The sequence below is a fragment of the Streptomyces sp. NPDC043878 genome (assembly GCF_056435735.1).
Genome location: NZ_JBWKDW010000020.1, coordinates 22028 through 34416, shown reverse-complemented (window position 1 = coordinate 34416; position 12389 = coordinate 22028). Strand labels below are relative to the sequence as shown.

The following is a 12389-nucleotide window of genomic DNA, read 5'->3' as shown; positions in this document are numbered from 1 at the left end:
TTCCCCCTCGCGCCGCGCTACCCGGATGCTACCGACCCGGGCGCCCTCACGCCCCGCTTCCGAACCGGTCCCTGAGTTCCCGCTTGAGGATCTTGCCGCTGGCGTTGCGCGGCAACTCGTCCACGAACAGGACCCGTTTCGGCGCCTTGAACCCGGCGAGGCTCTCGCGGGCGTGCGCGACCAGTTCCTCCTCGGTGACCTCTCCGCGGGCGACGACGACCGCGGTGACGGCCTCGATCCACCGCTCGTCGGGCAGGCCGATCACTGCCACCTCCGCGACGGCGCGGTGCGTGTACAGCGCGTCCTCCACCTGCCGTGAAGCGACCAGCACCCCACCGGAGTTGATGACGTCCTTCACCCGGTCGACGACGGTGAAGTAGCCGTGCGCGTCACGGACGGCGAGGTCGCCGGAGTGGAACCAGCCGTCGCGGAACGCCTCGGCCGTCTCCTCCGGCTTGTCCCAGTAGCCCTCGCACAGCTGCGGTGAGCGGTAGACGATCTCACCGGCCGTGCCGTCCGGCACCTCCTTGCCGTCCTCGTCCACCACCCGGGCGTCTACGAACAGCACGGTCCGGCCGCACGAGTCCATCCGGCCCTTGTGCTCGTCGGGTCCCAGCACCGTGGCGAGGGGACCGATCTCGCTCTGCCCGAAGCAGTTGTAGAAGGCCAGCTTGGGCAGCCGTTCACGCAGCCGCTCCAGGACGGGCACCGGCATGACCGAGGCGCCGTAGTACGCCTTCCGCAGACCGCTCAGGTCGCGCGTGGCGAAGTCGGGGCGGTTGGCCAGGCCGATCCAGACGGTGGGCGGGGCGAAGACGCTGTCGACGCGGTCCGCCTCGATCAGGTCGAACAGCGTGTCGCCGTCCGGCGCGTCGAGGATGATGCTGGTGGCCCCCACGGCGATGTACGGCAGCAGGAACACGTGCAGTTGCGCGGAGTGGTACAGCGGCAGCGCGTGCGCCGGCCGGTCCCCCGCGCTCAGGTCGAGGGCGGTGATCGCGCTGAGGTACTCGTGCACCAGGCCCCGGTGGGTCATCATCGCGCCCTTGGGCAGGGCGGTGGTCCCGGAGGTGTACAGCAGCTGCACCAGGTCCTCGCTGCGCGGCTCGGGACCCTCGTGGAGCGGCGCGGTCGCCAGCAGCGCCAGCAGCGAGTCCCCGGCGTCCCGCAGAGGCAGCGTCGCGACCCCGCCGGGGAGCCGTCCTGCCAGGTCGGGGTCGGTGAGCACCAGGGTGCTGCCGGACTGCCGGATCAGGTACGCGAGGTCCTCGCCCGTGAGGTGGTTGTTCACCGGCACGTGCACCAGGCCGGCGCGGGCGCAGGCGAGGAAGCCGATGAGGTACGCGTCCGAGTTGCGGCCGTAGGCGGCGACCCGGTCGCCGGGGGCCGGCCCCCGGGCCAGCAGCGCGCTCGCCGCTCGGGAGACCGCGTCGTCGAGTTCCTGGTAGGTCCATGAGCGGTCGCCGTACTCGACCGCGACCCGCGCGGGGGTACGTCGGGCGGAGCGTCGCAGAACTCCGTCGACCGTGCTGCCGTGTCCGGGCGTCATGACACATGATCCTCGGCCCGGCGCGAGGCGAGGTCAAGCCGCGGCACGACGGCCCCGCGCGTGCGGCACCGCAGGGCGGGATCCGGTGCCGGGGGGCGGGTGCTGCGGCTCCGTCGCAGGGCAGCCCGTGATGCAGCGGCCATGGCGGCCTTGTGTGGTGCCGCTTCATGTGAGGTACGCACATGCGGGGTGCGCACATGTGAGGTGCGCAATGTGAGGTGCGCACATGTGAGGTGCACTCATGGAGCGGCACCACACCCCGGCTCACCCCGTGATGTGGGCCAGCTTGTCCGGGTTGAGGACGACGTAGAGGTTGTCGACACCCTCGTCCGTCACGTCGACGGTGAGGAGCAGGGGGTTGCCGTCGACCGTGCCCGTCAGGGAGGGGCGGCCGTTGACGTCCACGAGGCGGGGCGCACCGAGCGGCCGGCGGGTGAACAGGTCCGCGAAGCAGGCGGCGACCTGTTGCCGTCCCCCGATGGGGCGCAGCGCCGCCCTCACCCTGCCGCCGCCGTCGCTCCAGACGACGGCGTCCTCGGTCAGCAGGCCGGCCAGGCCCGCCGCGTCGCCGCTCCGCGCGGTTTCCAGGAACCGGGTCAGCAGCGCGGCGTGCGCGTCCTCGGTGAGGGCGAACCGGTCGCGCCCTGCGGCGAGCAGCCGGGCAGCCCGGTGGTGCAGCCGCTGGCAACTGGTCACGGTCGTGTCGAGGATGCGGGCGGTTTCCCCGTACCCCACCTCGCATGCCTCCCCCAGTACGAACACGGCGCGCTCCGGGGGCGACAGACCCTCCATCAGGTGGACGGTGGCGTAGGCGACGGTGTCGCGCAGCCCGGTCGTGCCGATCGGGCCGAGCGCCTCGGTGGCCACCGGTTCGGGCAGCCAGGGCCCGACATACGCCTCGCGGGCCGCCCGCGCCGACCGCAGCTGGTCGAGGGCGAGCCGGGACACGGCCGTGACGAGGAAGGTCCGGGGTTCGCGCGTCTCGTTGCGGCCGACGGCCGACCACCGTGCGTACGCCTCCTGGACGACGTCCTCGGCGTCCCCCATGCCGCCGAGCAGCCGGTAGGCGAGTCCGAGCAGCCAGGGGCGGTACGTCTCGAACGGCTCCATGTACAACTTCCGTGTCCTTCCGGCGGGTTCGTCGAGCGGCACGCGCGCCGGCCGGTGGCCGGCCAGGAGCACCAGACGGCATAACGAGGCCGTCGGCCCATGGTGCGGCGGCGCGCGCGCTGTCCGCGCGCGCCCTCCGCCTTCCGCCGGACGAAAAGTCGCTCGCGTGGTCCCGGAGCCGGTCTACACGGGCCTGGTGCGGCCTTCCCAGTAGGGGTCCCGCAGCCGCCGCTTGTAGAGCTTGCCGTTGGGGTCGCGGGGCAGCTCGGCGATGAAGTCGACGTTCCTGGGCCGTTTGTAGCCGGCGAGCTGTTCGGCGCAGTGGTCCAGGATTGCGGCGGCGAGGCCGGGGCCGGGTTCGTGGCCGGGTGCCGGCTCCACGACGGCCCTGACCTCCTCGCCCCAGTCGTCGTGCGGGATGCCGAAGACGGCGGCGTCGGCGACGGCGGGGTGGGCGAGCAGGACGGACTCGATCTCGGCCGGGTAGATGTTGACCCCGCCCGAGATGATCATGTCGATCTTGCGGTCACGGAGGAAGAGGTAGCCGTCCTCGTCGAGGTATCCGAGGTCACCGACGGTGAAGAAGTCCCCGATGCGGTTCCTGCGGGTCTTGGTCTCGTCCTTGTGGTACGCGAAGCCGCCGGTGTTCATCTTGAGGTAGACGGTGCCGAGTTCACCGGGCGGCAGCCGGTTGCCGTCGTCGTCGAAGACGGCGAGTTCGCTGATCGGCCAGGCCCTGCCGACGGTGCCGGGCTTCTTCAGCCAGTCCTCGGCGGTGGCGAAGGCGCCGCCGCCCTCGCTGGCCGCGTAGTACTCCTCGACGCAGTGCCCCCACCAGTCGATCATGGCCCGTTTGACGTGGTCCGGGCAGGGGGCGGCGCCGTGGATGGCGTGCCGCATGGAGGAGACGTCGTAGCGGCCGCGCACGTCCTCGGGGAGCGCGAGCAGGCGGTGGAACTGGGTGGGGACCATATGGGTGTGCGTGCAACCGTGGGCGTCGATGAGCCGGAGCATCTCCTCGGGCGTCCACTTGTCCATCAGCACCAGCCGGTGGCCGATGTGCAGGGACGCGCCCGCGAACTGGAGCACGGCGGTGTGGTAGAGCGGCGAGCAGACCAGGTGCACGTTGCCGTCGAACGGCTTGATCCCGAAGATGCCGAGGAAGCCGCCGAGGTACGCCTCCTCGGGAACCCTGCCGGGCAGGGGCCGTCGGATGCCGCGTGGGCGCCCGGTGGTGCCCGAGGTGTAGTTCATGACCCAGCCGAGGGTGCGGTCGCCGGGCGCCGAGTCGGGCTGTCCGTCGAGGAGTTCGGCGTACGGCCGGAAGCCCTCGACCGTGCCGACGGCGTACCGGTGGGTGACGGGCAGGCCGGCCTCGTCGGCCGCCTGCCGGGCGGGGCCGGCGAACCGCTCGTGGGTGATGAGCACCTTGGCGCCGGAGTCGGCGACGATCCAGCCGATCTCGGGGCCCACGAAGTGGTGGTTGACGGGGACGAGGTAGAAGCCGGCCTGGCTGGCGGCCAGGTAGGCGGTGAGGAACTCCGCTCCGTTGGGCAGGACGACCGCGAAGGCGTCGCCGCGTTCGAGTCCGGCGGCGCGCAGGCCGTGGACGAGCCGGTTGGCCGCGGCGTGCAGGCGGCCGGCGCTCCACTCCTCGCCGTCGGGGGCGACGAGCACCGTGCGGTCGGGGTCGTGGGCGGCCTGGGCCCAGAATCCGACGGGGGGCGTGCCGGTGGCACCGGCGGGGGGTGTGCTCACGACTGTGCGCTCCTTCCGGCGATGCGGTTGATGCGGTCGACGGCCCGCTCGAAGCCGGTCGTGAGGTCGTCGAAGACGGCCTGGACGCTGCGTTCGCCGGTCATCCGGCCGACGATCTGCCCGACGGGCGTGCCGAGCAGGGGCTCGACCTCGTGCTTCTGGATGCGGGAGACGGCTTCGGCGACGAGCAGGCCCTGCAGGGGCATGGGCAGGGTGCCGGGTCCCTCGGGGTCGTCCCAGGCGTCGGTCCACTCGGTGCGCAGCTGACGCGCGGGCTTTCCGGTCAGGGCCCGGGAGCGGACGGTGTCGCCGGAGCCGGCGGCGAGGAGTTTGCGAGTCAGGGCGGCCGAGTGGAGGTCGGCTTCTGTGGTGGTCAGCCACATGGAGCCCAGCCACACACCCTGGGCGCCGAGGCTGAGCGCGGCGGCCACCTGCTGTCCGCTGCCGATGCCGCCGGCGGCCAGCACGGGCAGCGGGTCGACGGCCTCGACGACCTCCGGGGTGAGCACCATGGTCGCGATCTCGCCGGTGTGGCCGCCCGCCTCGTACCCCTGGGCGACGACGATGTCGATGCCCGCCTCCGCGTGTTTGCGGGCGTGTCGCGCGCTTCCGGCGAGGGCGGCGACCAGGACGCCCTGGTCGTGGGCGCGGGCGACGACGTCGGCGGGCGGGGAGCCGAGGGCGTTGGCGAGCAGCCGGATCGGGTAGTCGAAGGCGACGTCGAGCTGGCTGCGGGCGACCTGCTCCATCCACCCGGTGATGCGCCAGCCGGAGGCCTCCCCGGCGTCGAGTCCGGGGACGCCGTACTTGGCGAGGGTGTCCGCGACGAACCGGCGGTGCCCCTCGGGGATCATCGCCTCGACCTCGGCCTCGCTGACGCCTTCGACCTTCTTCGCGGGCATCACGACGTCGAGGCCGTAGGGCCTGCCGTCGACGTGGGCCTCCAGCCAGTCGAGGTCGCGCTTGAGGTCGTCGGGGGCGGTGTAGCGGACCGCGCCGAGCACCCCGAAGCCCCCGGCCCGGCTGATGGCCGCGGCGACGGCGGGGAACGGCGTGAAGCCGAAAATGGCGTGCTCGACTCCCAGTCTCTTGCTCAACTCCGTCTGCATGGGCGCAGAATGCCGCACTCCTCCGGACGACGGAAGACTTTTTCTGATGCTCCGTCAGATTTCCGGCCGCGCCTCCAGCACCGCCATCGCCGCGTTGTGCCCGGGCACCCCGCTCACCCCGCCGCCGCGCACCGCGCCCGCGCCGCACAGCAGCACGTTCGCGTGCCGGGTCTCCACGCCCCAGCGGCCGGTGTCCTCGTGCGTGTAGGGCCAGGCGAGTTCGCGGTGGAAGATGTTGCCGCCGGGCAGCCGCAGGTCACGTTCCAGGTCCAGCGGCGTCTTCGCCTCGACGCAGGGGCGGCCCTCCGCGTCGGTGGCCAGGCAGTCGGAGAGCGGTTCGGCGAGGTGCGCGTCGAGTTGCGCCAGCGTGGACTTCACCAGTTCGTCCCGTACGGCGTCGTTGTCCCGGCCGAAGAGCCGCGCGGGTGTGTGCAGGCCGAAGAGGGTGAGCGTCTGATAGCCCTGGTCGACGAGGTCGGGGCCGAGGATCGTCGGATCGGTGAGGGAGTGGCAGTAGATCTCCGAGGGCGGGGCGGTGGGCAGTTCACCGGAGGCGGCCTGGCTGTGGGCGACGGCGAGCTGTTGGTAGCCCTCGGCGATGTGGAAGGTGCCGGCGAACGCCTCGCGGGGGTCGACGGAGCTGTCCCGCAGGCGCGGCAGCCGCTTCAGCAGCATGTTGATCTTCAGTTGGGCGCCCTCCGCGGGCTCGGGGGCGGGGTCGCCGGTCAGCGCGGCCAACTCCTGCGGCGAGGCGTTGACCAGGACGTGCCGTGCGGCGACCACTCCCTCCCCGTCCGCGGTGCGGTGCACGACCTCGGCGGTCCGTCCGTCGGTGTCGATGCGCACCACCTCGTGGCCGGTGGCGAGGACCGCGCCCGCCGCCCGGGCCGCCCCGGCCAGGGCTCCGGTCAGGGCGCCCATGCCGCCCACGGGCACGTTCCAGTCGCCCGTGCCGCCGCCGATCACGTGGTAGAGGAAGCAGCGGTTCTGCGGCAGCGCCGGGTCGTGCGCGTCCGCGAAGGTGCCGATGAGGGCGTCGGTGAGGACGACGCCCCGGACGAGGTCGTCGTCGAAGCGGTTCTCGATCGCGACGCCGATCGGCTGCTCGAACAGGGTCTGCCAGGCTTCCTCGTCGTCGACGCGCCGGCGCAGTTCCTCGCGGGTGGGCAGCGGCTCGGTGAGGGTGGGGAAGACCTGCCGGGCGACGTGGCCGGTCAGGTCGTAGAAGCGCTGCCACGCCTCGTACTCCCGCTCGCCGCCCGTCAGGCGGGCGAATGCCTCGCGGGTCCGGCGTTCGCCGCCGCCGACCAGCAGTCCGGTGGGCCGGCCGGCCCGCTCGACAGGGGTGTACGACGAGACGGTTCGGGTGCGCACGCGGAAGTCGAGGCCCAGGTCCCGCACGATCTTCTTCGGCAGCAGGCTGACCAGGTAGGAGTAGCGCGACAGGCGGGCGTCGACTCCGGCGAACGGGCGGGTGGAGACGGCGGCGCCCCCGGTCTGCTCCAGCCGCTCCAGGACCAGCACCGACCGGCCGGCCCGGGCCAGGTAGGCGGCGGCGACCAGGCCGTTGTGGCCTCCGCCGACGATGACGACGTCGTACGTCCGGGGTCCCTCGAGTGCAGGCATCCCTCTTCGTAACACGGGGTGATCCAGGTCGGCCAGAGGTGAGCGGCACATGGACCGTCGCCGCTGCCGGCGCGCCGGCAGCGGGTGGTCAGGGGGCGTCCGGAGCCCGTTGCTGGCGCAGTACCGCGACCCTCCGGTACAGCTCGACGGCCTCCGCGCCGCGTCCGAGCTGTTCCAGGCAGTGGGCCTCGTCGTTGCGGCTGGCGAGGGTGTCGGGGTGCTCGGGGCCCAGGACGCGTTCGCGGGCGGCGGCCACCCGCCGGTACTCGGCCAGCGCGTCGCTCCAGCGGCCCAGCCACCCCAGGCCGACGGCCACCTCCCGGCGGCTGATCAGGGTGTCCGGATGGTCCGGGCCCAGGACCCGCTCGCGGATCGCGCAGACGTCACGGGACTCGGCGAGCGCCTCCTCCCAGCGGCCGAGGCGGCCGAGGTTGACGCCGAGCCCGTGCCGGGCGCGGAGGGTCTCGGGGTGGGCGGGGCCGTGGACGCGGGCGCGGTCGTCGATCAGGTCGCGGTACAGCGTCAGCGCCTGTGCGCTGTGGCCGAGGCGGCCCAGGCTGATGCCCACCTCGTAACGGGCGGCGAGGGTGTCTGCGTGGTCGGGTCCCAGGGCCCGGGCGCGGGCCTCGGCGACCTCCCGGTAGGTCCGCAGGGCTTCCGCCCAGCGGCCCAGCTGTCCCAGCGCGTAGGCGACCTCGTACCGGGTGACCAGGGTGTCGGGGTGGTGCGGGCCGAGCACCCGGGCCCGCGCGGCCGCCACGTCGCAGGCCATGCGGTACGAGTCGTCCGGGCGGCCGAGTCTGCTGAGGTTGAAGGCGAGGTTGTGGCGGCAGCGCAGCGTGTCCGGGTGGTCGGGGCCCATCGCGCGCTCGCGGGCGGCGAGCACCGAGGTGTACACCTGGTGGGCTTCGAAGTGGCGGTCCGACTGGCCCAGCACGTAGGCCACCTCCTGGCGGGCGGCGAGGGTGTCGGCGTGCTCGGCGCCGAGCAGGCGCTCCCTGGCGGCGGCCACGTGGGTGTACTCGCGCAGCGCGTCGTCCGCGTGCCCGGTGCGGCTGAGGGTGAAGGCGAGCTCGTAGCGGCTGGAGAGGGTGTCGGGGTGGTCCGGGCCGAGCAGCCGCTCGCGTTCGTCGGCGACCTCGCGGTGCGCCTCGGCGGCCTCCGACCAGCGGCCCAGCCGCCCGAGGCGGAGCGCCGCGTCATGCCGTCCGGCGAGCGCGGCGACCGCCTGCGCGGACGGATCGGGCAGGCCGGACGGTGCGGGCGGGCCGGCGGCCGGGGGGCGCGGGATCCACTCGCCGGTCAGGCCGGCTCCGGCGTCCGGGGGCGTGGTCCGCAGGCCCGCGCCGGTGGCCTTGTGACCGGTGGTCATCCCGCGGGTCCAGGACGGCAGGCGCCCCTCGCGCTCCGCCGGCCCGGGCCCGCGGAGCACTTCGCCGGACGCCGGTGACGCGGGCGGCCCGAACACCGGCTGCGGGGTCACCACGGTCGGCACGTACGCCGGGGTGGTACGGCCGGCGTCGATCCTGCGGGCCACCTCGCGGGCGTCGTAGGGCCGTTCCTCGGGGAGTTTGGCCAGCAGGTCGAGGATGATCCTCTCCAGGTAGGCGGGCAGTTCGGCGCGGCGGCCGCGCGGCGGCTCGGGAGGCGTGTCGCGGTGGCCGACGAGCACCGACCAGGCGTCGTCGAGATCGAACGGCGGGGCGCCGGTGGCGATCTCGTACAGCACGCAGCCCAGCGAGTACAGGTCGCTGCGCTGGTCCACCTCGGTGCCGCTGATCTGCTCCGGCGACATGTAGTGCGGGCTGCCCATGGCGATGCCGGTGCCGGTCAGCCGGGAGGTGAAGCCGATGTCGTGCCCGAGCCGGGCGATGCCGAAGTCGCAGATCTTCACCGTGCCGTCGGTCAGCCGCACGATGTTCGCGGGCTTCAGGTCGCGGTGCACGATGCCCTGGCGGTGCGTGTAGGCGAGCGCCGCGGACACCTGGCCGGCGATCTCCACCACGTCGGCGACCGGCAGTGGCCGGTGCTCGTTGTCCTCCAGGAGCTGGCTGAGGTTGCGGCCGTCCAGCAGCTCCATCACCAGGTACAGGACGCCGTCGGACTCGCCGAAGTCGTGCACGACGGTCACCCCGCGGTGCTGGAGCGCGGCGGCGACCCGGCCCTCGCGGCGGAAGCGCTCACGCAGCACGGTCGTGAACGACGGGTCGTGGTGCGGCCCGAGCGGTTTGAGGCGCTTCACGGCGACGTGCCGGCCCAGCGACTCGTCCCGCGCGCGCCACACCTCGCCCATGCCGCCCCGCCCGATCAGGTCGAGCAGCCGGTACCGGCCCTGGATCAGCCCGCTGTCCCCCATCTGCCCTGATCGCCCCCGTCGAAGACTCGCCCCACCCTCCCCTGGCCCGCTCCAGTATGGCGAGTGGCCCGTCCAGTATGGCGAGCTACCGACCGGCTTTGTACGGCCGCGGCCGGGAGCCCGGTCCGAGACGGTCCGTCGTGGCCGTCGAGGTCGAGGGCAACACAGCCCGCGTCTCCGGCCGCTTCGTCACCGACGCGACGGTGTACGGCACCCGCGCGAACTGGCGGCTGCGGATGACCATGGACTACGCCCGCGAAGACGACACGTGGTCCGTGGTCCGCTCAGCCGCCACGACCTGGTGAGCGATGGACCCTTGGTTCACCGATCCGCCGGCCCGCTCGCCGTCCTGTCGAGCGTGTCGAGTCGGCGGCTCTCCCCGAACTCGTCGCGCAGCCGCGTGAGTTCCTCCAGACAACGGTGTGCGTTCTGCACCTTGACCTGCTCGTAGCCCTGACCATGTCGGGCAGCGAGGCGATTTCGCCGGCGGACGTGATGGTGAGCGGACTGAACCGGGCACCAGTTCCTCGACCTCTGCCGGTACTGCGCGATGAGTTCGCGCTCCATACGGCGCACCGGGTGATCTCGGCGCCGATCAGACCGAGCCGCCGTCACCAGTGCCAACCATCCCGCTCTTGTGCCAACAAAAAATCCTCGTCACAGCAGGCTAACGCCGTACCCGCGGCATCCCCAGTCCGATCCAGGAGATGATCTCCCGCTGGATCTCGTTGTTGCCGCCGCCGAAGGTGAAGATCACCGCGGAACGGTAGCCGCGTTCGAGTTCGCCGTGCAGCACCGCGCCCGCCGAGCCCTCCTTGAGGGCGCCGGCCGCCCCGACGACCTCCATGAGCCAGGCGTAGGCGTCCCGGCGGGCCTCGGAGCCGTACACCTTGACCGCGGAGGCGTCCTGCGGGGTGAGGGTGCCGTCCTGGACGGCGGTCACCATCTGCCAGTTGAGGAGTTTCAGCGCGTCGAGCCTGGTGTGGGTGCGGGCGAGCAGGCGGCGTACCCAGGGCAGGTCTACGACCCGGCGGCCGTCGGCGAGCTTCGTCTCCGCCGCCCAGCGCCGGACGTCGTGCAGGGCGCGGATGGCCATGGTGCCGTGCGCGGCGAGGGTGACGCGCTCGTGGTTGAGCTGGTTGGTGATCAGGCGCCAGCCCTGGTTCTCCTCGCCGACCCGGCGCGAGACCGGGACCCGGACGTTCTCGTAGTGGCTGGCCGTGGTGTCGTGCGAGGCGAGGGTGTTGATCAGGGTGCAGGAGTAGCCGGGGTCGGTGGTCGGCACCAGCAGCATGGTGATGCCCTTGTGCGGCGGGGCTGCGGGGTCGGTGCGGACGGCGAGCCACACCCAGTCGGCGGTGTCGCCGTTGGTCGTCCAGATCTTCTGCCCGTTGACCACGTAGTCGTCGCCGTCGCGCACCGCGCGGGTCTTCAGGGCCGCGAGGTCGGTGCCGGCCTCGGGCTCGCTGTAGCCGATGGCGAAGTCGATCTCACCGGAGAGGATCTTCGGCAGGAACTGCGCCTTCTGCTCGTCCGTGCCGAACTGCATGATCGTCGGGCCGACGGTGTTCAGCGCCATCAGCGGCAGCGGTACGCCCGCCTGGGACGCCTCGTCGAAGAAGATGAACTGCTCGATCGCCGTCAGGCCGCGCCCGCCGTACTCCTTGGGCCAGCCCACGCCCAGCCAGCCGTCGGTGCCGAGGCGGCGGACGGTGTCGCGGTAGAAGCGCTTCTGGGCGGCGGGGTCGAAGTGCCGGGCCGAGTAGCGGGTGGAGGAGTGGTCGGGCACCAGGTCGGCGAAGTAGGCGCGCAGTTCGGTGCGCAGCCGCAGCTGGTCGGGGGTGTATTCGAGGTGCACGGCGCCTCCAGGCTTGCCAAGGGCGATCCTGACGGCGCACACCGTAGAACGTGTTCCAGAAATTGGGAATGGCGGCGGGGCGCTCACCTCCGAGCGCTCAGCGCTGAACTCCCGTGGCCCCCGGCGCCTGGCTCAGGGTCGCCATGAAGTCCGAGCACGCCTGGGCGCACTCGCGGCACGCCTTCGCGCTGCCCTCGGCTCCCGGCTGTCCGTCGAACACCTGGGCGCACTCCAGGCACACCGTCCGGCACCACTCCAGCTGGACTCGGATACCGGCCTCGTCCTGGCGGTTCTCCTCCGACAGCACTCGGCAGGTCGCGTCGCAGACCTCCGCGCACATGATGCCCTTGCGCCGTACCAGTTCCTGTCGCTCGGTCGCGTCCGGGTCCACGAGGCTGGCGCGCAACGCGCACGCCCTGGCGCACTCGGTACACGCCTGGGCACAAGCGAAACGGTCCTCCAGGAACCGGAACAGCTCCTGCTGGGATGTCGTCGTAGTCACGTGACCCCGGGTAGCCGGTGCCGATGCCGCCAAACCCCGTGTCCCAAGGCTTGCGGGCGGCGGCGGACGGGCCGGTTCAGGGCGGCCGCCGGGGGTACTCGCGTGCCATGACTACTGCATGGATGGAGACGGCGGCGGGCACGGGCGCCGGCGGTGCCGCGATCGTGGTGGTAGGCGTGCTGATCGCGGCGCTGCTCATCGGCGCCTTCTGGCTGGGAGTGCGCGTGATGCGGCGCGAGTCGCGCCCGCCGCGCCCCGAGGAGCAGCCCCGGATGCCCGACGGCGGCCCGGTCCGCGAGGTCCGCGAACACCGGGAACCCGACGAGGTGCCCCGCAGCGACCACCGCCTGACCCCGCACGAGCTGCACGGAAACACCGGTTCCGGCACCAGCGGGTCGAAGGAACGGCCGCGCTGGGACGAGGGAAGCGGCGGCTCGTTCGGCAGTGGCGGCCCGGGCGCGACCTGAGCGGGCGAACGGGACCACTTGGTTCGGCCGGCCGCCGGTCAGCCGGTTTCCGGC

General features: G+C 72.6%; 11 protein-coding genes. 2 read left to right on the top strand and 9 right to left on the bottom strand.

All coding sequences use genetic code 11. The features are described from left to right. Positions 1–46 precede the first annotated feature (46 nt). The 6 genes from AC07AZ_RS26000 to AC07AZ_RS25975 all read right to left on the bottom strand — a co-directional run bounded on the left by AC07AZ_RS26000 (position 47) and on the right by AC07AZ_RS25975 (position 9508). Positions 47–1549 (bottom strand): acyl-CoA synthetase, encoded by a 1503-nt coding sequence (locus tag AC07AZ_RS26000; protein ID WP_478851737.1) that lies wholly within the window; start codon positions 1547–1549, stop codon positions 47–49. A 264-nt stretch (positions 1550–1813) separates the two neighbouring features. After that, the gene (locus tag AC07AZ_RS25995; protein ID WP_478851735.1) at positions 1814–2659 is read right to left on the bottom strand and encodes a sigma factor; all 846 of its coding nucleotides are present in this window, start codon (positions 2657–2659) and stop codon (positions 1814–1816) included. Between the two features lie 183 nt (positions 2660–2842). Further along, complete coding sequence (locus tag AC07AZ_RS25990) at positions 2843–4417, bottom strand: acyl-CoA synthetase (RefSeq protein WP_478851733.1); 1575 nt, start codon at positions 4415–4417, stop codon at positions 2843–2845. Further along, the gene (locus tag AC07AZ_RS25985) at positions 4414–5526 is read right to left on the bottom strand and encodes an NAD(P)H-dependent flavin oxidoreductase (RefSeq protein ID WP_478851731.1); all 1113 of its coding nucleotides are present in this window, start codon (positions 5524–5526) and stop codon (positions 4414–4416) included. Before AC07AZ_RS25985 ends, AC07AZ_RS25990 begins: the two co-directional genes overlap by 4 nt. Before the next feature lie 54 nt (positions 5527–5580). Beyond that, positions 5581–7152, bottom strand: a complete 1572-nt coding sequence (locus AC07AZ_RS25980) for a phytoene desaturase family protein (RefSeq protein WP_478851730.1) — start codon at positions 7150–7152, stop codon at positions 5581–5583. 88 nt (positions 7153–7240) lie between these two features. Further along, positions 7241–9508: a serine/threonine-protein kinase gene (locus AC07AZ_RS25975; RefSeq protein WP_478851728.1), complete on the bottom strand. Its 2268-nt coding sequence runs from the start codon at positions 9506–9508 to the stop codon at positions 7241–7243. Between the two features lie 56 nt (positions 9509–9564). Between AC07AZ_RS25975 and AC07AZ_RS25970 the strand changes: the two genes are divergently transcribed. Next, complete coding sequence (locus AC07AZ_RS25970) at positions 9565–9813, top strand: nuclear transport factor 2 family protein (RefSeq protein ID WP_478851726.1); 249 nt, start codon at positions 9565–9567, stop codon at positions 9811–9813. A gap of 16 nt (positions 9814–9829) precedes the next feature. Here AC07AZ_RS25970 and AC07AZ_RS25965 read toward each other — a convergent pair whose 3' ends face one another. The 3 genes from AC07AZ_RS25965 to AC07AZ_RS25955 all read right to left on the bottom strand — a co-directional run bounded on the left by AC07AZ_RS25965 (position 9830) and on the right by AC07AZ_RS25955 (position 11868). Beyond that, positions 9830–10075: a hypothetical protein gene (locus tag AC07AZ_RS25965; RefSeq protein ID WP_478851724.1), complete on the bottom strand. Its 246-nt coding sequence runs from the start codon at positions 10073–10075 to the stop codon at positions 9830–9832. Positions 10076–10175: 100 nt separating this feature from the next. Then, positions 10176–11366 carry an acyl-CoA dehydrogenase family protein gene (locus AC07AZ_RS25960; RefSeq protein WP_478851722.1) on the bottom strand — a complete coding sequence of 397 codons (1191 nt, stop codon included), beginning with the start codon at positions 11364–11366 and terminating at the stop codon, positions 10176–10178. Positions 11367–11463: 97 nt separating this feature from the next. Next, positions 11464–11868, bottom strand: coding sequence for a four-helix bundle copper-binding protein (locus AC07AZ_RS25955; RefSeq protein ID WP_478851720.1), 405 nt, complete (start codon positions 11866–11868; stop codon positions 11464–11466). Positions 11869–11975: 107 nt separating this feature from the next. On the opposite strand from AC07AZ_RS25955, the gene AC07AZ_RS25950 reads away from it, so the two are divergent. Further along, positions 11976–12335 (top strand): DUF6479 family protein, encoded by a 360-nt coding sequence (locus AC07AZ_RS25950; RefSeq protein WP_478851718.1) that lies wholly within the window; start codon positions 11976–11978, stop codon positions 12333–12335. The last annotated feature ends 54 nt before the right edge of the window (positions 12336–12389 follow it).